The sequence below is a fragment of the Actinospineispora eucalypti genome (genome assembly GCF_039543365.1).
Taxonomy (GTDB): domain Bacteria; phylum Actinomycetota; class Actinomycetes; order Mycobacteriales; family Pseudonocardiaceae; genus Pseudonocardia; species Pseudonocardia eucalypti.
Window position 1 is genome coordinate 90725 of record NZ_BAABJP010000026.1, and the last position, 20344, is coordinate 111068.

Consider the following 20344-nt stretch of genomic DNA (forward strand, 5'->3'; position numbering starts at 1 on the left):
TGAGAACAGAGTTCCGAACGTTCTGGCCGTTGTCGCCACCCGCACCAACCCTTTCACGCAGCCGGATCTTATAAGTGGTGATTCTACTGTAGTGATCCTGCATAAAAGCTGGGGTCCTCGGCTCCTCGCGGTCAGATCGCTTCACCGCACAGCGCGTTGCTCACCCAGCTCGCCATGGCCAGCCGTCGCCCACTGATTACCCGCAGCGGTACGGCAATCGTGCTGGTCGAACGGTATGTGGGCCATGGCTCCGGCACCGTGCTCGCCAGGCCGGAAAGTCGCTTGCGGTCGAGGATCTCGTACGCCTCCCCGATGCCGAGCACGCTCCATCCGGTGTGGGTGCGCGCATCGATCTCGTCGACCTCGAAGCCGACGACGTTGTTTCGCGTTGCGGCGGCGAGTTGACCGTCCCGGCCGACCCGGAAAATCACCTCGCCACCGACCAACCGGTAGTTCACCGGAAGTGCCGCCGGCATCGCGGCATCGGTGCACACGACTCGCCCGATGTTCTGCTCGGCCAGCAGCCGCAGGCATTCGGCCCTGTCCAGCTTCCTGAGCTCAATGATGTTGTCCACAACGATCTCCGATCGGGTGTTGCTCATGTCCGCGACCGTGCGACCCGCCGCGGAGGGAACCTCCGCCAGCGCACATAGCCGGTCAGCCCCGCCAGTGCCACGGCCGTGAGCCCGGGCAGCAGGGTTTCGCCGCCGCTGAGCGCGATACACGGCACCGCCGACGAAAGCGCGATCCCGATGACCATGTCGTAGCCGCGGCGCGTCCACCGATCGCGCCGGTCGAAAACCGGGCGGCTCATGAACGCGACGAACCGGTGGTCCTCGGCGACGAGCTGCCGCTCGATCGCTCGCAGGCTGCGTGCTTCTCGTTCGCTCAACATGGCTTCCTCCCACCGCGATGTCTGCCGCTTCCTCTGGCATTCATCGTCGTCCGGGGGCCGCGGCGCGGATAGGGCCGTACTGCCCCACCAAGAGCGCTTTCCGACACCGTTGGGGAGGCCACAGGTCCGTGCCACGAGGGGTGAAATCGCCACCTCAGCCGCCCATTCGTCGCATCGGTTTGAGTACCGTTCAGGCCATGGACGTTGACATCCCGTCCGCGGAGCAGATCAACGCCATGAGCACGGCCGAGTACCGGGTCTACGAGAACGACATTCGCCGGATGGCTCGGCGCCATGGCCTGGAGTTGCAGAAGAGTCGTCGCCGCGACCCACGAGCGATGGATTACGGGAAGTACATGCTGGTGCGCGTCGAGGAGTCCCCGGGTGGAGATTGGCGCAGCCGAAGGTTGTTCACCTACGCGCGTGGGCTCGCCCTCCACGAGATCCACCGCTTGCTGACCGAGCAGGACGACGAGACCTGAATGTTCACCAGCGCGGCACAGCCGGGCCGTCCGGCTCGGTGAACCGGTAGGTGGGCACGAACAGGATCGGGCCCGGTGCGAAGTTGATCGCGCTCATCCCGGCCAGGTGTGGCGCGGGCCGGGTCGAGTGGTGTGACATGCCGAGCACGAGCAGCTCGTTGTCCGGGACGTCGGTGACGAGTTCATGGGCCCGCGTCCTGACCAGCCTCGGGGTCACTTCCAGGCGCGGTGCACCGGCCATCACCTGTTGCTCGGCGGTGTCGAGGAGCCAGCCGCCGTGGTCGAGTGCTTGCTCCAGGCCGACGCTGCGTTCGGCGAACGCCAGCGGTACTCCGTGGATCAGCACCAGTGGGACGTTCAGGTGCTCGGCGCACGCCTCGGCCTCGGCCAGGACCCCGGCGTCGCGGGGCAGATCGCCGAGTGCCGCGACAACACGGTTCGGCGCGGCATGGCCCCCGGCCGCTCGGGTGAGCAGGATGTGGTGGCCGGCGAGGTCGGCGACCGCGCGGAGCAGGCCGGTGGGCGCGCCGTGCGGGCTCTGCGTTGTGAGGTGTCGAGTGACCAACGGTCGGTCGGTGTGTTTGCACCAGGTCTCGGTCCAGTGCGGCGGCGCCACCGCCTGGGTGAGCACCACGAGATCTTCCCGCGTGGGCCGTTCCAGGACCGGCGGCCCCGGGCGGCTCAGGGGCGCCACGGGCCGGCCTCGTGTGCCAGGTGCGGTTCTCCGGCGCCGAGCTGCCCGGCGATGCCGCGCGCCCAGCCCCGGATCGCCACCCAGTCGCGGAAGTCACCGCGCAGCTCCTTGCTGGAGCTGAGCCAGCGCGCCAGGGCGCCGGCGGCGCGCGCCGGGTCCAGCCGTCCACCGAAGGTGACCGGTTCGAAGGCGTCGGTGCGGTCGATGAGCCGGCGCACCGCGCGGGGCGTGGGGATGCCCTCGGACGCGTCGTGCTCGCCGCAGGGGCCGCTCTGGAACAACCAGACGGGCAGTCCGCGCAGCGTTGTCGTATGGCGTCGCAGGTAGCGCAGCGCGGGGCGGCGCCACCGGCGCAGGTAGACGGCGCTGCCGAGCACGACCGCGCGATAGCCAATCGGGTCCGGCGCGTCTTCGGCCGGGTAGAGGTCGACCGAAAGCCCGGCCACGCACAGGTGGGCGGTGATGGCCTCGGCGATCTCTTGGGTCGAGCCCATCTTGGATGCGTATATCACCAGGACGTCCGGCATGATGCGTTCACCTCCGGGGTTGATGCTGCCGCGCCGCGGTGCCCTGGGACAGGGTCCAAGGCCCCGCCGCGGGAGGGCGTTCGTCGGTGTTGCCGGGGGACGACCGGTGGAGTGCGGCGCGGGTTTGGCGGGCGATCTGCAGGTCTTCCCGCGCGGTGACCACGAGGGTGCGGACCGCCGTGTCGGGTGCGCTGATGTCGGTGTCGGTGTGTGGGTCGTGGTTGCGGTCCTCGTCGATGGCGACACCGAGGTAGCGCAGGCCGGTCACGGCCTCCCGGCGGACCAGGGCGCTGTGCTCCCCCACCCCGCCGGTGAAGGCCAGGACGTCCAGGCCACCGAGGGCGGCGGTCATGGCGGCGATCTCCCGGCGTAGCCGGTGCAGGTAGACCGCGAGGGCGAGTTGGGCGCGCGGGTCGCCGGCGTCGGCGGCGTGTTCGATGTCGCGCATGTCGCCGGTGCCGCCGGTGAGGCCGGCCAGACCGGATTCGTGTTCGAGTACGTGGGCGAGCTGGTCCGGGGTGTGGTCGGTGTGGCGGGTCAGCCAGAGCAGCAGGCCGGGGTCGATGCTGCCGGTGCGGGTGGCCATGACCAGCCCGGCGAGCGGGGTGAAGCCCATGGTGGTGTCCACCGAGCGGCCGCCGGCGATCGCGGCCAGGGAGGCGCCGGCGCCCAGGTGGCAGCTGACCGTGCGCAGTGTTTCGACCGGGCGGCCGACCAGTTGGGCGGCGCGTTCGGCGATGTAGGCGTGGGACAGGCCGTGGAAGCCGTAGCGGCGCAGCCGGTAGCGCTCGTTCCACGCGTGCGGGAGGGCGTAGGTGGCGGCGGCGGCCGGCATTGCGGTGTGGAAGGCGGTGTCGAAGCAGGCCACCGTGGGTGTGTCGGGCAGGGTGTCGGTGAGGGCGTCGATGCCGGCGACGCCGCGTGGTTGGTGCAGTGGGGCGAGTTCGGTGAGCGCGGCGATCCGGTCGCGCACGCCCTCGTCGATCACCACGGCCTCGCGAAACTCGGTGCCGCCGTGCACGATCCGGTGCCCGACGGCGTCCACCCGCCCCACCGTGGCGACGAACCGGCGCAGTTCAGTGGTGTCGGTGGCGTCGTCCCAGTCGTCCACGTCCAGCTGATCCACCACCCGGTCGTGCTGGTCGAGGAGGCGGAGTTTGAGGCTGGACGAGCCGGCGTTGACGACCAGGACGTTCATTGCGGCCAGGCCCAGTCGCGGACCTCGGGCAGGTCCTCGCCGTGCTCGCGGATCCACCGATGGTGCCGGGCCCGGGCGTCGGTCATGTCCTGGCGCAGCCGGGCGGCGCGGGCCCCGAGACCGGGCACGCGGTCGATCACGTCGATGACCAGCCGGTACCGGTCCATGTCGTTTTGCACGAGCATGTCGAAGGGTGTGGTGGTGGTGCCTTCCTCCTTGTAGCCGCGCACGTGCAGGTTGTGGTGGTTGGCGCGGCGGTAGGTGAGGCGGTGGATGAGCCAGGGGTAGCCGTGGTAGGCGAACAGCACCGGTTTGTCCCGGGTGAACAGGGCGTCGAACTCGGGGTCGGTCATGCCGTGCGGGTGTTCGGTGTGGGGCTGCAGCCGCATCAGGTCGACCACGTTGACCACCCGGACCCGTAGCCAGGGCAGCCGCCGGCGCAGCAGGTCGGTCGCGGCGAGCACTTCCAGGGTCGGCACGTCACCGGCGCAGGCAAGCACCACGTCCGGCTCACCATCAGCAGCGCTGTCGGTATCGGTGCTGGCCCATTCGAAGATGCCGGCGCCTCGGGCGCAGTGCAGCGCGGCCTGCTCGGCGTCCATCCAGACCGGGGTGGGGTTCTTGCCTGCCACGATGACGTTCACCAGGTCGCGGCTGGCCAGGCAATGCTCGGCGACGGCCAGCAGCGTGTTGCTGTCCGGGGGCAGGTAGACCCGCACGACCTCGGACTTCTTGTTCATCACGTGGTCGATGAAGCCGGGGTCCTGGTGGGAGAACCCGTTGTGGTCCTGGCGCCACACGTGCGAGGAGATCAGGTAGTTCAGCGAGGCGATCGGTGCCCGCCAGGGCAGGTTCCGGGCGATCTTCAGCCACTTGGCGTGCTGGTTGAACATCGAGTCCACGATGTGCGCGAACGCCTCGTAGCAGTTGAACAGCCCGTGCCGGCCGGTGAGCAGGTAACCCTCCAGCCAGCCCTGGCACAGGTGCTCCGAGAGCACCTCCAGCACCCGCCCGTCCCGGGCCAGGTGCTCGTCGACCGGTTCGAGGCCGGCCTGCCATTGCTTGCCGGTCACCTCGTAGACGGCGTCGAGCCGGTTGGACGCGGTCTCGTCCGGCCCGAACAGCCGGAAGTTCCGCGCCTCGGCGTTGCGGCGGAACACCTCGCGCAAGTAACCGCCCAGCACCCGGGCCGGCTCGGACCACTGCCCGCCGGGCCGCTCCGTCGGAATGGCGAACTCGCGCGGGTCGGGCAGGTCCAGCGGGCGCAGCAGCTGCCCGCCGTTGGCGTGCGGGTTGGCGCCCATCCGCCTCGGGCCGCGCGGCATCGCCTCGGTGATCTCGGCGATCGGGCGGCCGGCCCGGTCGAACAGCTCCTCGGGCCGGTAGGACCGCATCCAGCCTTCGAGCGCGGCCAGGTGCTCGGGGTTCTCCCGGACCTGCGCCAACGGCACCTGGTGGGCGCGCCAGGTGCCCTCCACCGCGAGTCCGTCGACCTCGGCGGGGCCGGTCCAGCCCTTCGGGGTGCGCAGCACGATCATCGGCCAGCAGGGCCGCTCGCCGTCGGGTTCGGGTCCGCGTGCGCCGTGTTGGATGGTGTGGATCTCGCGGATGACCTGGTCCAGGGTGGCGGCCATCAGCTGGTGCATCGCCTCCGGGTCGTGGCCTTCCACGTAGTGGGGCCGGTAGCCGTAGCCGCGCAGCAACGAGTCCAGCTCCTCGTGGGGGATGCGCGCCAGCACGGTCGGGTTGGCGATCTTGTAGCCGTTCAGGTGCAGGATCGGCAGCACCGCCCCGTCCCGCTTCGCGTCGAGGAACTTGTTCGCGTGCCAGCTCGCGGCCAGCGGCCCGGTCTCCGCCTCGCCGTCGCCGATGACGCAGGCGACCAGCAGGTCCGGGTTGTCGAACGCGGCACCGTAGGCGTGGGCCAGGGAGTAGCCCAGCTCGCCGCCCTCGTGGATCGATCCGGGGACCTGTGGGGCGACGTGGCTGGGTACCCCGCCGGGGAAGGAGAACTGGCGAAACAGCCGCCGCATCCCGGCCAGGTCCTGGGTGATCGCCGGCTCGTGGGCGGTGTAGCTGCCCTCCAGCCAGGTGTTCGCGAACAGCGCCGGGCCGCCGTGCCCCGGCCCGATCACGTACATCGCGTTCAGGTCGTGCTCGACGATCGCGCGGGACAGGTGGGCGTAGAGGAAGTTCAGCCCCGGGGTGGTGCCCCAGTGCCCCAACAACCGGGGTTTCACCTGCTCGGCCCGCAACGGCTCGTGGAGTAGTGGGTTGTCCAGCAGGTAGATCTGGCCGACCGACAGATAGTTCGCCGCCCGCCACACCCGATCCACCCAGCGCAGCCGCGCGGCGGACAACACACCGTCCGCCGCGCGCCCGTCGACCTGTTGTTCGCTCGGAAGCACCGAAGCCATGGTCGCCGCTTACCCTTCCCGGGAAGGTTCACGCACCACGGTCACCGTGCACGGCGCATGGATCACGCACGCCAGCCCGACCGAGCCGAGCAGCATGCTGGAGAACCCGCCCCGACCCCGGTGACCCACCACCAACAACTCGGCGTCCTCGGCCGCGTCGACCAACACCCGCCCGGCCGGACCGGCGACCGCCAGCACCTCGTGCTTCGGCGGATCGGCGACGCCGGCCAGGAACTGGTCCACGACCGACTGCGTCTCCCGCAGGACTGCCTCACCGATCTCCCGCGGAGTCACCCCCAGCGCGGGGCCGGCCGGCAACGCCCAGTACACCGGCAGATCGTAGGCGGACACCACGCGCAGCGGCGCGGAACGCCGACCCGCCTCTTCCACCGCTACCCGCAACGCCGCGATCGACGCCGCCGAACCGTCCACCCCAACCACAACGGTCTGTGTGCTCATTGCCCTCTCCGTTCTCGTTTGTTCGATCGGCTATCGCTGTACGACCGGTCGGACCACGGCGACCGGGCACGGGGCTTGGTGCAGCACCGCGTGGCTGACCGACCCCAGTAGCAGCCCGGCGACCGCGCCGTGACCGCGTGAACCGAGCACCAGCAGTTGGGCGTCCTGGGCTTCGGCCAGCAGCCGCCGGACCGGGCGGTCTTCGGTCACCACGCGCCGCACCGGCACCTGCGGGTACTTCTCCGACCAGCCGGCCAGGCGCTCGGCCAGGACCTCCCGCTCCCGCTCCATCGTCGCCTCCCAGTCCAGGAACGCCCGGATGGGCAACTCGCCGAACTCGTCACGCCAGGTCAGCACCGCGACCAGGCCGACGCCGCGCGCCGCCGCCGCGTCGAACGCGAACGCGATCGCCGCCTCGCTGTCCGGTGCTCCGTCGATGCCGACCACCACCGGGGCATCCGGTCGCGGCCTGGCCGCGCCGCGCACCACCACGACCGGGCATTCGCCCCGCGCGACCAGCGCCGAGGCCACCGACCCCACCAGAACCCCGGTAAGCCGACCCACACCGCGATCGCCCACGACGACCAGCCGCGCCCGCTTCGACTCGTCGACCAGCACCGGTTCCGCGAAGCTGACCACGACATCCTCCTCAACCTCGACGCCCGGCGCGGCCTCGGCGGCTTGCGCCGCCGCGGCGTCGAGCTGCTCCTGGGCCATCCCGAGGAACGCTTCGCGGTACTCGACACCGAGCACAGCGGCGCCGTAATGCAGCTGCGGCCACGGGCACGCGTTCACCAGCCGCAGTGACGCCCCGTGCCGCCGCGCCTCGACCGCCGCCCACCGGACCGCGTCGAGCGCGGAGTCCGAACCATCCACCCCGGCTACCACCGGACCACGAACGTGCTGAGTCATTTCCTTCGCCCTTCTCGCTGTTGGTTGCTCATCACGATGCCGGGCGGCGAGGCGTCGCGGCAGCGGCTGATGTCCCCGCGTCGAAGGTCTTTCGACCCCTGCCGCGCCGCTGGTCAGGAGATGCTTTCCCCGCGCGCGCGGCCGCTCCAGCGCGGCTCGACCTCCCACCACTCGCGTTCCCACCCGGCGCAGTTGTAGGTGAGGGTGGTGCGTCGGACGGCCCGCCAGGCCAACACCAGTGCGGCGGCGAGGGTGGACCAGCCGAGGACGGCCACGATCGCCGCGCCGGTGATCGCGTCGGCTCTGGTCGGCGGCGCGGGCACCTGCCGCTGGGCGTGGTCCACCCACACGGTCACGGTCTGACCGGCCTTCGTCGGGGAGGTCACCGAGGTCGTGCCGGTGTGCTCGAGGCCGTCCCGCCCGGTCCAGCACACCGGGATCTCGTCGGGAACGCTGTCACCGGCTCGGCCGGCCGCCACCGCGGTCGAGGCGTCCCGCACCAGCACCGCGGTCACGGGAGTGTGCGCCGCCGCTTCCCGCCGCGCTCGCTCCATCTGGCCGCTGTACACGTCCGAGGCGAGCATCAGCGTGACGATGGTGCCCACCAGCCCGACCAGGACCAGCAGCCAGGCGACCAGGTCTTCGACGCGGTCGGTCGCTCGTCTGGGCAACGTGCCCTGGGGTGCGTGTTTCCTGTCTCGGCTCATCGGATCCACCTCCGTCGGTTGCCGAGAAGCCTGCGCCGCGCCGGGCTGGCTCGGCGACGGGCGAAGGTCATCTGTCTGGTCCTCGTCGAGTCCCGTCGAGCCGGGGTCTTTCGACCTCGCGCTCGGATATCCCGCGCCCCTACCCGACAGTGGGCGGGCAGCCGATGCTCGTGACGCAACCGACTACGCGGGCAGGGAGCGACACCATGGCCGAGTCATGGCCCCAGCCACGATCGTCACGACACCTGAGGCGGACGCGACCGCACTGGCGCGGGTCATGCGGTCCCGCCACGTGCTGAGCGTGCCCGTGCTGCACGACGGCGCGCTGGTCGGGATCATCACCCGCCGCGATCTGGACCGCGCGGGGCTCTCCGTGGGCCGGGCCGGTTAGCGCGGCGTGGGTGCCCTGAGTCCCTCAAACCCGGGCCTCTTGACCATTTCGGCAGGTCAAAAGGCCACGAAGACTCCGAGCAGCGGTTGCGCGGGACAGGCCGTGCACCACGAACGACAGGATCCGGCATGAACGCAGCATTGATCGACCACCGCACCGTGTCAGGTGCACTCGAGCTGGCCTCGCGGGCGCCGTCGATCCACAACAGCCAGCCCTGGCACTGGTACCTCGGGGAACGCAGCGTGCACCTCTACGCCGACCTGAACCGCTGGTTGCCGGCAACCGACGCGGACGGCCGCGACATGCTGCTCAGCTGCGGCGCGGCCCTGCACCACCTGCGCATCGCGCTGGCCACCTGCGGACTGCGCGCCAGGGTGCACCGCTTCCCCAACCTCGACGAGCCCGACCACCTCGCCTCGGTGGAGCTGCACGCGGCGAAGAGTCCCGAAACCGACCTGGGGCTGGCCGCCGCCATCACCGCACGCCGAACCGACCGGCGCCCATTCGGCGACTGGCCGGTGCCGGACGCGTTCCTGGACCGGCTCGTCGCGGCCGCCGCCGGGCAAGGCACCCAGCTGCGCATCCTGGACGATGCCGACCAACACAGTCGGGTGCTGCGCGCCGTCCACGCCGCCGCCAGGGCGCAGGCCGAGGTCCCCGGCTACGACACCGAGCTCGCTCTGTGGACCGCCAGGCACGCCAGCGCGGACGGCATCCCGGCGCGCAACCTGCCGCCCGAGGACGCGCGCTCGGTGCCGTTCGCACGGCCGTTCCGGGGCGGTGAGCTGTCCTACCGCGCGCAGCTGCCCGACGGCGCTCGGCTGCTGCTGCTCGGCGCCACTTCCGACGACCGGCTCAGCCAACTGCGCGCCGGCGAGGCGCTCAGCGCGGTGCTGCTGGAAGCCACCGACCTCGGGCTGGCCACCTGCCCGCTCAGCCAACCCCTGGAGATCGGCGACACCCGCCGTTACCTGCGCGACCGCGTGCTGGGTGGGCAGCTCAGCCCTCAGCTGCTCATCCGGACCGGGTGGGCGCCCAGCGGTTCAGAGTTGCCCGCCACGCCCCGACGGCCGGTGGCCGAGACCGCCGAACCACTACCGTTCTGATCCCCGAGAACGTGGCGAGTGCTGGTCGCGCAGCTCCGTGGCCAGCACCGCCACCTGAGTACGGCGCTCCATCCCGAGCTTGCTCAGCAACCGCGACACATAGTTCTTGACCGTCTTCTCCGCCAGATACATCCGCTCAGCGATCTGCCGGTTGGTCAGTCCCTCACCGATCAACACCAGCAGATCCCGCTCGCGCTCGGTCAACCCGGCCAACGGACCCGGCTCCGTGACGCTCTCCCGCAGCCGGGTCATCAACGCGGCCGCCGCGCGGTTGTCCAACAGCGACCGCCCGGCACCCACCGTGCGCACCGCCGAGACCAGCTCCAGGCCCTTGATGTCCTTGATCACGTAGCCGCCAGCGCCGGCCAGGATGGCGTCCATCATCGCCTGCTCATCGGTGAACGAGGTGAGCATCAGGCAGTTCAGCTCCGGCAGCCGCGAGCGCAGCTCCCGGCACAGCTCGACACCGTTGCCATCCGGCAGGCGCACGTCGAGCACCACCACGTCCGGGCGCAGCGCCGGCACCCGCGCCAACGCCTCGGCCACCGACCCCGCCTCCCCGATCACGGTCAGGTCGTCCTCCGCGTCGAGCAGGTCGGCCACGCCGCGCCGCACCACCTCGTGGTCGTCGACCAGGAAGACGTTCAGCATCCGCGCGCTCCTTCAAGCCGTGCTCAGCCAGCGGCTGAGACCTTCGCCCCCAGGCTAGGTGCCCCGGGTACCACATCGACGTGGCCAAATGATGCCGCTGATCGGGACCAAGGTCACCGGTGTGGCCCGAACGGCGCAGGTCCGATGACCATGCTCCTCGAACGTTCGGGACCAGTGACCCCAGCGCGGGCTGCACGGCTCACGGTGCACTCCGCGCCGTGCGCACCCGGGCCGCCGGTCACGGATAGAGGGGCCGCGGTCTCCCCGGCTCGGGACTTCCGACCCTGCTCCCGCGACCGGTCGATGCCGGATCTTGGCGGGAGACACCGCCCGTCGTGGGCAGCGGACTTCCTTCTTTGTGGAGAGAGCTGATGAGCGCACTGGACCTGGCTCGCTGGCAGTTCGGGATCACCACGGTCTACCACTTCCTGTTCGTGCCGCTGACCATCGGCCTGTCGATGTTGGTCGCGGTGATGCAGACCGCGTGGGTGCGCACCGGGCGTGAGCATTACCTGCGCATGACCAAGTTCTGGGGCAAGCTGTTCCTGATCAACTTCGCCATGGGGGTGGCCACCGGGATCGTGCAGGAGTTCCAGTTCGGCATGAACTGGAGCGACTACTCCCGGTTCGTCGGGGACATCTTCGGCGCCCCGCTGGCCATCGAGGGCCTGTTGGCGTTCTTCCTGGAGTCGACGTTCCTCGGCCTGTGGATCTTCGGGTGGGACCGGCTGCCGAAACGGGTGCACCTGGCCACGATCTGGCTGGCCTCGATCGGCACCATGCTGTCGGCGTATTTCATCCTGGCCGCGAACTCGTGGATGCAGCACCCGGTCGGCTCGGTGGTCAACAACGCCGCCGGCCGCGCCGAGCTGAAGGATTTCGGCGCGGTGCTGACCAACTCGACGCTGCTGGTCACCTTCCCGCACACGATCTTCGCCAGCTTCGCCACCGCGGCGGCGTTCCTGGTCGGGATCAGCGCCTGGCAGCTGTGGCGCCGCCGCGGTTCGGACGGGCAGCATGCGGTGTTCCGGCCCTCGATGCGGCTCGGGCTGGTCACCCTGCTGATCGCCAGCCTGGGGGTGGTGGTCAGCGGCGACGTGCAGGCGCGGGTGATGACCGAGCAGCAGCCGATGAAGATGGCCGCCGCCGAGGCGCTCTACGACACCGTCGCACCGGCCTCGTTCTCGCTGTTCACCATCGGCACGCTGGACGGCTCCCGCGAGGTGTTCAGCGTGCGCGTTCCTCGGGTGCTGTCGTTCATGGCCACCGGCTCGTTCGACGGCGAGGTAGCCGGGATCAACGACGTGCAGCGCGCCGAGGAGCAGGCCTACGGACCGGGTGACTACCGGCCGAACGTTCCGGTCGCCTACTGGACCTTCCGCATCATGGTCGGGTTGGGATTCCTGCTCGGGCTGCTGTCGCTGGTCGGGCTGTGGCTGTTCCGGGGCGGCCGCACACCCCGCAAGCGCTGGTTCTACGGGTGCGCCCTGGCCGGGCTGGCCGCCCCCTACGTGGCGCACAGCGTGGCGTGGATCTTCACCGAGATGGGCCGCCAACCGTGGGCGGTGTACGGGGTGCTGCGCACCGCCGACGGGGTGTCCCCGTCGGTGTCCGCCGGGTCGGTGCTCACCTCGCTGATCGTGTTCACCCTGCTCTACGGGGTGCTCGCCGTGGTCGACGGAGTGCTGATGGTCCGCTACGTGCGCGCCGGCGCCGACCCCGCGCCGAAGCCGGTCGAGCCGGACTCCGAGGAGCGCCAGTCCCTGCCACCCGTGTTCGCGTACTGAGGAGACCGCTGCGATGGCACTCACCGACATCTGGTTCGTCCTGATCGCCGTGCTGTGGACCGGCTACTTCGTCCTGGAAGGCTTCGACTTCGGCGTTGGCATGCTGCTCGCCCCGCTGAGCCGGACCAACGCCGAGCGCCGTACCCTGCTCAACACCATCGGCCCGGTCTGGGACGGCAACGAGGTGTGGCTACTGGTCGCCGGCGGCGCCACCTTCGCCGCCTTCCCCGCCTGGTACGCCAGCCTGTTTTCCGGCTTCTACCTCGCGCTACTGATCATCCTGGTCGCGCTGATCTCCCGGGTGGTCGCCCTGGAGTTCCGGGCGAAGATCGACAGCGCCCGGTGGCGGCGCAACTGGGACCGGGTCATCATGACCAGCTCCGCGATCCCGGCACTGCTGTGGGGCGTGGCGTTCGGCAACATCGTCGCCGGCGTCCCGCTGGACGCACGGCACCACTTCACCGGCACGCTGTTCACGCTGCTCAACCCGTACGCGCTGCTGGGCGGGCTGACCACGCTGAGCGTGTTCGCGCTGCACGGGTGCCGGTTCGTCGCGCTCAAGACCACCGGCGAGATCCGCGAACGGGCCACCCGGCTCGGCTGGATGATCTCCGGCGTCGCCTGGGTGTGCGCCGGCGGGTTCCTGTTCTGGACCCAGTTCGTGTACGGCGACGCCACCACCGCCATACCCGCCGGCATCGCCGCGGTCGCGCTGCTGGCCAGCGTGGTTGCCTCGGTGATGAACCGGGAGGGGTGGGCATTCACGCTGACCGCCGTCTCCATCGCGGCGTTCACCGCCACCCTGTTCACCAGCCTCTACCCGAACGTGCTGCCCTCCACCACGGCCGCCGCGAACAGCCTCACGGTGACCAACGCCGCCTCCACCCCCTACACGTTGACGATCATGACGTGGGTGGCGGTGGTGTTCACTCCGGTGGTGCTCGCCTACCAGGCCTGGACCTACTGGGTGTTCCGCAAGCGGCTCAGCCCCGCCGGTTTCACCGGCACGACTGGGCTGAGCCTGACCGGCAAGCACCACGCGGCACCGACCGCGCAGCCGCTGCCGCCCTCGACGCCCCCAGTGACGCCTCCGGGCGCGGTTACCGGTGGTGGGCGGTGAGGCCGGTCGACCCCCGGCTGCTGCGCCACGCGGGCGCCGCCCGCCGGTTCATCCTGGTGGCCGCCGCGCTCGGGGTCGCCGGGGCCGGGCTGGTCATCGCGCAGGCCGGCCTACTCGCCACCGTGATCAGCCGCGCCTTCCTGGACCACACCCCCCTCGACGCGCTACTCAGCGTGCTCGGGCTGCTCGCCGCGGTAGTGGTCGGGCGGGCCGCGCTGGCCTGGCTGTCCGAGACCACCGCGCACCGCGCCGCGGCGGCGGTGCTGGCCCAGCTGCGCGCCACGCTGGTGGCGCACGCGCTGCGCGGCTCGCCCCGCGCGTGCGGCCGCTCGCCCGCCGAGCTGGCCACCCTGGCCAGCACCGGCATCGACGGCCTGGAGGGCTACTTCGCCCGCTACCTGCCGCAGCTGCTGCTCGCGGCGGTGGTGCCCGCGGCGGTCGGTGCCCGCATCCTGCTGGCCGACTGGGGCGCGGCGCTGATCGTCGCGGCCACCGTGCCGCTGATCCCGCTGTTCATGATCCTGATCGGGCTCTACACCCGGCGTCACGTGCGCCGGCAGTGGCACACGCTGTGCGTGTTGGCGCATCACTTCATGGACCTGGTCGCCGGCCTGGCCGTGCTCACCGCGTTCGGCCGGGCACGCGGGCAGGCGGCCACGATCCGGCGGATCACCGAGCGCTACCGCGGCCAGACCATGCGCACGCTGCGCGTGGCGTTCCTGTCCGCCCTCGTCCTGGAGCTGCTGGCCACGCTGTCGGTGGCGATGGTGGCGGTGTCGGTCGGGCTGCGCCTGGTCTCCGGCGGCCTCGATCTGCACACCGCGCTGCTGGTGCTGATCCTGGTGCCGGAGGTGTACCTGCCGCTGCGCGCGGTCGGCGCCCGCTTCCACGACAGCGCCCAGGGCCTGGCCGCCGCCGAGGACGTGTTCGCGGTCCTCGACGCCGCCGAACCCCCGCAAGGCCGCCGGCGACCGGCGCCGGACCCGGCGAAGCTGCCCGTGCGCCTGGACGACGTACGGGTCGACGGGCGCTCCAGCGCGATCCTCGACCGGCTCACTCTGGAGATCTCGCCGGGGCAGGTGGTCGGTGTGGTCGGGCCGAGCGGGTGCGGCAAGTCCACCCTGGTCGACCTGCTGCTGGCCTTCCGCACCCCGGACGCCGGGCGGGTCACCGTGGGTGGGGTCGACCTGACCGAGATCGACCGCGACGCCTGGCTGGCCCGGATCGCCTGGGTACCCCAACAACCCCGCCTGGTGCGCGGCACGATCGAGCAGAACCTGCGCCTGGGCCGCCCGGAGGCCACGCACGCGCGGGTGCGCGCGGCCGCCACCGCCGCGGGGCTGGACATCCCGCTGGACAGGGTCGTCGGCGAGCTGGGCGCTGGCCTGTCCACCGGGCAGCAACGCCGGGTCGCGCTCGCGCGGGCGCTGCTCGCCGACCGGCCGCTGCTGTTGCTCGACGAGCCCACCGAAGGGGTGGACGCCGACACCGAGGCGGCGATCCTGGCCGCTCTACCCGCCGCGCTCGCCGGCCGCACCGCCGTCATCGCCACCCACCGACCCGCCGTCCTCGCCCTGTGCGACACCGTCCTCACCCTGCCCGGCGCCACCCCGGTCGCGGCGAACCAACCGTCCGAGAGCGGCCAGGCTGTCCCCGAGGACAGCGGCGCAGCAGCGCCCACCGCGGCCGGTGTCATCCGTCCCGAAGACCAATACATCGGGACTGGGGGCGCCCGGCGTTGGCTGGCGCGGCTGGTCCGGCCCTACCGCACACGACTGGCGCTGGCCACTTTAGCCGGCGCTGGGGCGCTCGCCTCCGGCGTGGCACTCACCGCCACCTCCGCCTGGCTGATCTCCACCGCCGCCCTGCACCCACCGGTACTCAGCCTCATGGTGGCCATCGTCGCGGTGCGTACCTTCGGGCTGTCCAAGGCGGCGCTGCGCTACCTGGAACGGCTCATCTCGCACGACATCGCCCTGCGCCTGCTCGGCGACCTGCGGGTACGGGTGTGGCAGGCGCTGGTGCGGCTCGGCCCGGCCGCCACGGCTCGGCTGCGCCGAGGCGACCTGCTGCACCGGCTGATCGCCGACGTGGACGCCCAGCAGGACCTGCTGGTACGCGGACTCGTCCCAGTCGCGGCCGCCGCGGTGGTCGGCGCCGGCACCGCCATCGGGCTAGGCCTGCTGCTGCCCGCGGCCGGAGTGGCGCTGCTCGTCGGGTTGGCCGTGGCCGGCATCGCCGCACCCGGGCTGTCCGCGCTGGCCGGACGCGCCGCCGAACGACGCACCTCGGCCCTGCGCGCCGACGTGGTCAGCGGCACCGTCGAGCTGCTCACCGCCGCACCCGACCTGATCGCCCTCGGCGCGGTGGCACCGCGCCAACGCGCCGTGGCCGCCCGCGACACCGCCCTTACCCGGGCACTGCGAACCGCCGCGCTCACCCGGGGCGCCGGGATCGGCCTGGCCACCCTCGCCGTCGGCGCCACCGCGGTGGCGTGCGCCGCCCTCGGCGTCGCGGCCCTCGGCGACGGGCTGGCCGGGCCGCTGCTCGCGGTGCTCGCGCTCACCCCGCTCGCCACCGCCGAACTGGTCACCGGCCTGCCCGAGGCGGCCCAACGCCTGCTCGGCGCCGGCCACGCCGTCCGCCGGCTGGCCGAGCTCGACCAGATGCCCGCGACCTGCACCGAACCCGGCCGACCCGCGCCCGTGCCGCCAACCCGCTCACTACGCGCCACTCACCTGGCGGTGCGCTGGCCAGACTCACCCACTGACGCCGTCCAAAACGTCACCCTCGCCGTCTCCCCGGACCGGCGGCTGGCCCTCACCGGCCCGTCCGGGTCCGGGAAATCCACCGTGCTCGCCGCGCTCATGCGCACCCTGGACCCGTCCGCCGGCACCATCCACGCCGACGACCTGGACACCCGCCGCTGCACCGGTGACGACCTGCGATCCCGGATCGCCTGGTGCGGACCCGACACCCACCTGTTCGACAGCACCCTGCGGGAGAACCTCCGCCTCGCCGCACCCGACGCCGACGACACCCACCTGATCGCGGGTCTGCGCCGGGTCCGGCTCGGCGACTGGTTCGACGCGCTGCCCGACGGCCTCGACACCCGCCTCGGCACGCACGGCACCCCCGTCTCCGGGGGCGAACGCCAACGCCTCGGCCTCGCCCGCGCGCTGCTCGCCGACCGCCCCATCCTGCTGCTCGACGAACCCACCGCCCACTTGGACACCCCGACCGCCACGGCCCTGGCCCAGGACCTGCTGGCCTACACCACCGGCCGGGCCGCCCTGATCGTCACCCACCAGCCCCGGCAGTTCGGCGGGCTGCCCACCGTGGCCCTCACCGGCCCGATGGGCGCCCACCGGACCCCGGACGGCACACGCTCGACACGGTCCGCCCGCCGGCCGGTCATCGCCACGTCAACGAAAGAAGCCACCCATGAACGAGCAGGCTCCCGACACCCGGTATGAGGCCTCCTTCCCGACCGGGACCGTCACCGTCGGGGTCGACGGTTCAACGGCATCGCTGGCCGCTGTCCGCTGGGCAACGGAAGAGGCCGTGGCGCGCCGTCACAACCTGGCTCTGCTGTACGCCACCCCGTTCATCGGCCCCGAATTTCCCGACACACCCGAAGAAGGACACGCCCACGCGATCCTGGCCGGCGCCGAGGCGGAGGCCAAGCGCCACCGCGGCGAGGTGTGGACCCGCACCCGAGTCACTCCCACGACCACCGTCACCGCCCTGGTCGAGGCCAGCGAACAATCCTCACTGCTGGTGCTCGGCCTGACCGGGGCCGGCGGTGCCGCCGAGATCCTGCTCGGCTCCACCACCCTCGCGGTCAGCGGCAAGGCCCACTGCCCCGTCGTCGGCGTGCGGCGATGGCCACTGGACACCGAGGCCGGCCCCATCGTCCTGGGTGTGAGCTCGGTGCCCGACGACGCCGTCGCGATTGAGGTCGCGTTCGACCTGGCCAACCGGCGGGGCCGCCCCCTCGTCGTGGTGCACGCCGGCCACGACCACCCCCGCATGTCGGCCGAGCACCCACGCCCGGAAGCGGAGCTGGACGTCTGGCGGCGGCGCTACCCCAACGTCCACGTCGAGTACCGGTTCCCGTCCGGCGATCCGTCCACGGCGTTGTTGCGAGGCGCGGGCCGGGCCGAAGCCATCGTGACCGGCAGCCGACGACGCGGCCCGGTCGGACGGGCCTTGCTCGGCTCCACCAGCCGCGCCGTGCTGCGCCACAGCCCGGTCCCGGTGATCGTGGCCAACCCGGACGCGCTGGTCCTGCCCGAGGTCCCTACCGGAGCGCGGCTGGATCCACACGCACGCGAACAGCTCTGGTAACCCCGCCCGGCAGGCCTAAAGACGGTCGGACCGGTGGCTTTCTGCCGTCGAGACGCCGCACGGACGAGGGCAGGCTTCCATTGCCCACGCCATCGACGCCGCTCGGCCCGAGACCATCGCGCAGTCCCGACCATGCAGCGCGGGTCCCTGCCAGGCCCTGATCGCCACCGGCACCGACCAGTACCGGTGGCCCTGTCCGTTCGAGGAGGATCCACGCATGGTCGAGCAGAGCATCTGGATGCGCAAGGTCGCCGCCGACCCGGGACATTCAACCTGGTACGTCGAGCGTTTCCGCGCTATGGCTCGCGCGGGCGACGACCTTGCCGGGGAGGCCCGGTTTGTCGATGCGATGGCGCCGCGCCACGCCCGTATCCTCGACGCCGGTTGCGGACCGGGCCGGATCGGCGGCGCGTTGGCCGAGGCCGGGCACGATGTCGTCGGCGTCGACATCGACCCGGTCCTGATCGATGCCGCCGCGCAGGACCATCCCGGGCCGTGCTGGTTGGTCGGCGACCTCGCGGAACTCGACCTGCCCGCGCGAGGGATCGTCACGCCGTTCGACGTAGTGGTCTGCGCCGGGAACGTGATGCCGTTTCTCGCCTCGAGCACCCGCCGCGAGGTGCTGAAACGACTGCGTGCTCATCTCGCCCCCCAGGGCCGGGCGGTGATCGGCTTCGGCGCCGGACGCGACTACGGGTTCGACGAGTTCGCCACCGACGCGGCGGCCGCCGCGTTCGCGTTCGACCTTCGGCTTTCCACCTGGGATCTCCGTCCGTTCACCGATGAGTCGGACTTCCTGGTCGCCGTCCTGCGCCCCGGCGCCGAGATGGCCGCGGACAATCACGCAGCCGCCCGCACACGGGGCGCCCGCGTCAAGGTAGGAGCGTGGTGAACCCCACCGTGACCAGCGCGGCGACCTTGGCGACCTCGAGCGCCACGTACGCGTGGTGCGCCCTGGATCGCGGCATCTGCTCCCCGGCCAGCACCCGGTCCGAGCGCCGGTTCAGCCGGGGCCGCACCAGGATCAGCTGCGCCGCGAGCAACAGCGCGAGCGCACCGACGCCGGCCACGGCAGCGGGGCCAGGGCGGGCGATCGCCACGGCGGCGAGCAACACCACCAACAGCGCGAGCTCCACCCGGTTGAGTGCCCGGAAGACCAGCCGCCCGATGCCGAGGCCCAGAGGCAGGGTGATGCCGGGCGCGCGAAACTTCAGCGGCGCCTCCAGGAACGAGATGCCGAGCACCATGCCGAGCCAGACCAGGCTGCTGGCGGCGGTCAGTGCGGACGCGGCGTTCACCGCGCCCGCTTCACGGTCGGACGGAACATCGTGGCCGGCCGGAGCCGGCGGCCTGGGGCGCCGGCAACCCGGTGCCGGAGCACGGTCGCGGTGAACAACGCCGCGGCGGCGGCGGTGGCCGCCAGCAGCAGGAAGCCCGCGCTGTAGTCGCCGAACACCCCGTAGATCAGGCCCATCACCAGTGGCGGGAAGAATCCACCGAGCCCGCCGGCCGCGCCGACCACGCCGGTAACCGCGCCGACCCGCTCGGCCGCCACCATCCGGGCGACCAACGCGAACACCGCGCCGGTGCCGGTACCGAGCGCGGCGGCCATGCCCAGGAAGGCGGTGGTGCCGACCGGGATCAGCGGCGCCTCCAGTGATGTGACCGCCGCGAGCACCGCCACGAGGGCGAAGGCGCCGGTCAGCACCGGTATCGGCTGATAGCGGTCGGCCAGCCAGCCGCCCACCGGGCGCATCGCCACGGCCAGCACCACGAACCCGGCGGTGCGCAGTGCCGCGTCGGCACGGTCCAACTGATAGCTGGTGACCAGGTAGCTGGGGAGGTAGACGCTGAACGCGACGAAACCGCCGAAGGCCACCGCGTACAGGAAGGACAGCTGCCAGGTGGCCGGCATGCGCAGGGTCGCGCCCAACCGGGCCAGCATGGAACCGGACGGCACCGGCCGGTCGGGGCGATCGCGCAGCAGCAGGTAGGCCACCACCACGTAGACGACCAGCACGCCAGCGACCAGGTCGAACGGGAAGCTGGGTGACACGGCCTTGGTCAGCTGCACGGTGCTGAACGCGGAGATCGCGGTGCCGCCCATGCCCGCGCCGAAGATGCCCAGGGCCAGGCCCCGGCGGGCCGGCGGGTACCAGGCGTTGACGAACGGGATCCCGATGGCGAAGGTCGTGCCGCCGAGTCCGAGGAAGAACCCGCCGACCAGGTATCCGGCCAGCGAGTCGGCGGCGTGCCCGAGGTAGAGCACCGGCGCGACGGTGAGCAGCGCGACGGCCGGGAACATCCGGCGGGCACCGAGCCGGTCGGTCAGTGCACCCACCGGGATCCGCCCGAGGGAGCCCACGATGACCGGCGTGGCCACCAGCAGCGACTGCTGGAACGCGGTGAGCCCGAGCTGCTCGCGCAGCGCCGCCCCGAGCGGGGCCAGCAGCGCCCACGCCCAGAAGGTGATCGTGAAGCCGACCGTCGCCATTGCCAGCATCAGCGCTGGTCGAGGCGTTCCACTGGGCATGACGCGATCCTTTTCGCCGGTTCGGTGGTTGCTGGACAAGCGTCCCTCGCGGTTGGAGTACCCGGCAGGGCCGGTTCGATTCGAAGGAAAGGACCTTGGTCCTCACCTTCGCCCG

At 71.7% G+C, this 20344-nt stretch carries 20 protein-coding genes; 8 read left to right on the plus strand and 12 right to left on the minus strand.

The window, feature by feature from the left end:
* Positions 1 to 131 precede the first annotated feature (131 nt).
* Positions 132 to 602, minus strand: a complete 471-nt coding sequence (locus ABEB12_RS23720) for a pyridoxamine 5'-phosphate oxidase family protein (RefSeq protein WP_185065910.1) — start codon at positions 600 to 602, stop codon at positions 132 to 134.
* A complete protein-coding gene (locus ABEB12_RS23725) occupies positions 599 to 895 on the minus strand; it encodes a DUF3040 domain-containing protein (RefSeq protein WP_185065909.1) in 297 nt (98 codons plus the stop codon). Before ABEB12_RS23725 ends, ABEB12_RS23720 begins: the two co-directional genes overlap by 4 nt.
* Positions 896 to 1092: 197 nt before the next feature.
* Between ABEB12_RS23725 and ABEB12_RS23730 the strand changes: the two genes are divergently transcribed.
* On the plus strand, positions 1093 to 1377 hold the full coding sequence (locus tag ABEB12_RS23730) for a hypothetical protein (RefSeq protein ID WP_185065908.1): 285 nt from the start codon (positions 1093 to 1095) through the stop codon (positions 1375 to 1377).
* 4 nt (positions 1378 to 1381) lie between these two features.
* On the opposite strand, the gene ABEB12_RS23735 is transcribed toward ABEB12_RS23730, so the two are convergent.
* The 7 genes from ABEB12_RS23735 to ABEB12_RS23765 all read right to left on the minus strand — a co-directional run bounded on the left by ABEB12_RS23735 (position 1382) and on the right by ABEB12_RS23765 (position 8291).
* The gene (locus ABEB12_RS23735) at positions 1382 to 2071 is read right to left on the minus strand and encodes a hypothetical protein (RefSeq protein WP_185065907.1); all 690 of its coding nucleotides are present in this window, start codon (positions 2069 to 2071) and stop codon (positions 1382 to 1384) included.
* The gene (locus ABEB12_RS23740) at positions 2059 to 2598 is read right to left on the minus strand and encodes a flavodoxin domain-containing protein (protein WP_345703088.1); all 540 of its coding nucleotides are present in this window, start codon (positions 2596 to 2598) and stop codon (positions 2059 to 2061) included. The genes ABEB12_RS23735 and ABEB12_RS23740 overlap by 13 nt, the downstream gene beginning before the upstream one ends.
* 7 nt (positions 2599 to 2605) lie before the next feature.
* A complete protein-coding gene (locus tag ABEB12_RS23745; protein WP_185065905.1) occupies positions 2606 to 3796 on the minus strand; it encodes an acetate/propionate family kinase in 1191 nt (396 codons plus the stop codon).
* On the minus strand, positions 3793 to 6213 hold the full coding sequence (locus ABEB12_RS23750) for a phosphoketolase (RefSeq protein WP_185065904.1): 2421 nt from the start codon (positions 6211 to 6213) through the stop codon (positions 3793 to 3795). The genes ABEB12_RS23745 and ABEB12_RS23750 overlap by 4 nt, the downstream gene beginning before the upstream one ends.
* Before the next feature lie 9 nt (positions 6214 to 6222).
* Positions 6223 to 6672: a universal stress protein gene (locus ABEB12_RS23755; RefSeq protein ID WP_185065903.1), complete on the minus strand. Its 450-nt coding sequence runs from the start codon at positions 6670 to 6672 to the stop codon at positions 6223 to 6225.
* A gap of 30 nt (positions 6673 to 6702) precedes the next feature.
* Positions 6703 to 7584 (minus strand): universal stress protein, encoded by an 882-nt coding sequence (locus tag ABEB12_RS23760; RefSeq protein WP_185065902.1) that lies wholly within the window; start codon positions 7582 to 7584, stop codon positions 6703 to 6705.
* Positions 7585 to 7697: 113 nt separating this feature from the next.
* The gene (locus ABEB12_RS23765) at positions 7698 to 8291 is read right to left on the minus strand and encodes an Rv1733c family protein (RefSeq protein WP_185065901.1); all 594 of its coding nucleotides are present in this window, start codon (positions 8289 to 8291) and stop codon (positions 7698 to 7700) included.
* Positions 8292 to 8508: 217 nt separating this feature from the next.
* Here ABEB12_RS23765 and ABEB12_RS23770 point away from each other — a divergent pair, with 217 nt between their 5' ends.
* Together ABEB12_RS23770 and ABEB12_RS23775 are read left to right on the plus strand one after the other, a co-directional pair.
* Positions 8509 to 8682 carry a CBS domain-containing protein gene (locus ABEB12_RS23770; RefSeq protein ID WP_185065900.1) on the plus strand — a complete coding sequence of 58 codons (174 nt, stop codon included), beginning with the start codon at positions 8509 to 8511 and terminating at the stop codon, positions 8680 to 8682.
* Positions 8683 to 8810: 128 nt separating this feature from the next.
* Complete coding sequence (locus ABEB12_RS23775; protein ID WP_185065899.1) at positions 8811 to 9788, plus strand: Acg family FMN-binding oxidoreductase; 978 nt, start codon at positions 8811 to 8813, stop codon at positions 9786 to 9788.
* On the opposite strand, the gene ABEB12_RS23780 is transcribed toward ABEB12_RS23775, so the two are convergent.
* Positions 9777 to 10439, minus strand: a complete 663-nt coding sequence (locus ABEB12_RS23780; protein ID WP_185065898.1) for a response regulator — start codon at positions 10437 to 10439, stop codon at positions 9777 to 9779. The genes ABEB12_RS23775 and ABEB12_RS23780 overlap by 12 nt on opposite strands.
* Before the next feature lie 371 nt (positions 10440 to 10810).
* Between ABEB12_RS23780 and ABEB12_RS23785 the strand changes: the two genes are divergently transcribed.
* The 5 genes from ABEB12_RS23785 (at position 10811) to ABEB12_RS23805 (ending at position 18588) form a co-directional block, all read left to right on the plus strand.
* Entirely contained in the window at positions 10811 to 12226 is a 1416-nt protein-coding gene (locus ABEB12_RS23785) for a cytochrome ubiquinol oxidase subunit I (RefSeq protein WP_185065897.1), read from the plus strand.
* 13 nt (positions 12227 to 12239) lie between these two features.
* Positions 12240 to 13346: a cytochrome d ubiquinol oxidase subunit II gene (cydB, locus tag ABEB12_RS23790; RefSeq protein WP_185065896.1), complete on the plus strand. Its 1107-nt coding sequence runs from the start codon at positions 12240 to 12242 to the stop codon at positions 13344 to 13346.
* Positions 13343 to 16822 (plus strand): thiol reductant ABC exporter subunit CydD, encoded by a 3480-nt coding sequence (gene cydD, locus ABEB12_RS23795; protein ID WP_185065895.1) that lies wholly within the window; start codon positions 13343 to 13345, stop codon positions 16820 to 16822. The genes cydB and cydD overlap by 4 nt, the downstream gene beginning before the upstream one ends.
* Positions 16791 to 17696 (plus strand): universal stress protein, encoded by a 906-nt coding sequence (locus tag ABEB12_RS23800; protein WP_185065894.1) that lies wholly within the window; start codon positions 16791 to 16793, stop codon positions 17694 to 17696. The genes cydD and ABEB12_RS23800 overlap by 32 nt, the downstream gene beginning before the upstream one ends.
* Before the next feature lie 217 nt (positions 17697 to 17913).
* Positions 17914 to 18588, plus strand: coding sequence for a methyltransferase domain-containing protein (locus tag ABEB12_RS23805; protein ID WP_185065893.1), 675 nt, complete (start codon positions 17914 to 17916; stop codon positions 18586 to 18588).
* On the opposite strand, the gene ABEB12_RS23810 is transcribed toward ABEB12_RS23805, so the two are convergent.
* Both ABEB12_RS23810 and ABEB12_RS23815 read right to left on the minus strand, forming a co-directional pair.
* Complete coding sequence (locus tag ABEB12_RS23810; RefSeq protein WP_185065892.1) at positions 18569 to 18994, minus strand: hypothetical protein; 426 nt, start codon at positions 18992 to 18994, stop codon at positions 18569 to 18571. The two genes, ABEB12_RS23805 and ABEB12_RS23810, sit on opposite strands and share 20 nt — an antisense overlap.
* Positions 18991 to 20229: an MFS transporter gene (locus tag ABEB12_RS23815; RefSeq protein WP_185065891.1), complete on the minus strand. Its 1239-nt coding sequence runs from the start codon at positions 20227 to 20229 to the stop codon at positions 18991 to 18993. The genes ABEB12_RS23810 and ABEB12_RS23815 overlap by 4 nt, the downstream gene beginning before the upstream one ends.
* Positions 20230 to 20344 lie beyond the last annotated feature (115 nt).

What these genes read in the sequence shown, in the direction of transcription:
- ABEB12_RS23720 (WP_185065910.1), bottom strand. Translation starts at nt 602, where the DNA reads ATGAGCAACACCCGATCGGAGATCGTTGTGGACAACATCATTGAGCTC.
- ABEB12_RS23725 (WP_185065909.1), bottom strand. Translation starts at nt 895, where the DNA reads ATGTTGAGCGAACGAGAAGCACGCAGCCTGCGAGCGATCGAGCGGCAG.
- ABEB12_RS23730 (WP_185065908.1), top strand. Translation starts at nt 1,093, where the DNA reads ATGGACGTTGACATCCCGTCCGCGGAGCAGATCAACGCCATGAGCACG.
- ABEB12_RS23740 (WP_345703088.1), bottom strand. Translation starts at nt 2,598, where the DNA reads ATGCCGGACGTCCTGGTGATATACGCATCCAAGATGGGCTCGACCCAA.
- ABEB12_RS23745 (WP_185065905.1), bottom strand. Translation starts at nt 3,796, where the DNA reads ATGAACGTCCTGGTCGTCAACGCCGGCTCGTCCAGCCTCAAACTCCGC.
- ABEB12_RS23750 (WP_185065904.1), bottom strand. Translation starts at nt 6,213, where the DNA reads ATGGCTTCGGTGCTTCCGAGCGAACAACAGGTCGACGGGCGCGCGGCG.
- ABEB12_RS23755 (WP_185065903.1), bottom strand. Translation starts at nt 6,672, where the DNA reads ATGAGCACACAGACCGTTGTGGTTGGGGTGGACGGTTCGGCGGCGTCG.
- ABEB12_RS23760 (WP_185065902.1), bottom strand. Translation starts at nt 7,584, where the DNA reads ATGACTCAGCACGTTCGTGGTCCGGTGGTAGCCGGGGTGGATGGTTCG.
- ABEB12_RS23765 (WP_185065901.1), bottom strand. Translation starts at nt 8,291, where the DNA reads ATGAGCCGAGACAGGAAACACGCACCCCAGGGCACGTTGCCCAGACGA.
- ABEB12_RS23770 (WP_185065900.1), top strand. Translation starts at nt 8,509, where the DNA reads ATGGCCCCAGCCACGATCGTCACGACACCTGAGGCGGACGCGACCGCA.
- ABEB12_RS23775 (WP_185065899.1), top strand. Translation starts at nt 8,811, where the DNA reads ATGAACGCAGCATTGATCGACCACCGCACCGTGTCAGGTGCACTCGAG.
- ABEB12_RS23780 (WP_185065898.1), bottom strand. Translation starts at nt 10,439, where the DNA reads ATGCTGAACGTCTTCCTGGTCGACGACCACGAGGTGGTGCGGCGCGGC.
- ABEB12_RS23785 (WP_185065897.1), top strand. Translation starts at nt 10,811, where the DNA reads ATGAGCGCACTGGACCTGGCTCGCTGGCAGTTCGGGATCACCACGGTC.
- cydB (WP_185065896.1), top strand. Translation starts at nt 12,240, where the DNA reads ATGGCACTCACCGACATCTGGTTCGTCCTGATCGCCGTGCTGTGGACC.
- ABEB12_RS23800 (WP_185065894.1), top strand. Translation starts at nt 16,791, where the DNA reads ATGAACGAGCAGGCTCCCGACACCCGGTATGAGGCCTCCTTCCCGACC.
- ABEB12_RS23805 (WP_185065893.1), top strand. Translation starts at nt 17,914, where the DNA reads ATGGTCGAGCAGAGCATCTGGATGCGCAAGGTCGCCGCCGACCCGGGA.
- ABEB12_RS23815 (WP_185065891.1), bottom strand. Translation starts at nt 20,229, where the DNA reads ATGCCCAGTGGAACGCCTCGACCAGCGCTGATGCTGGCAATGGCGACG.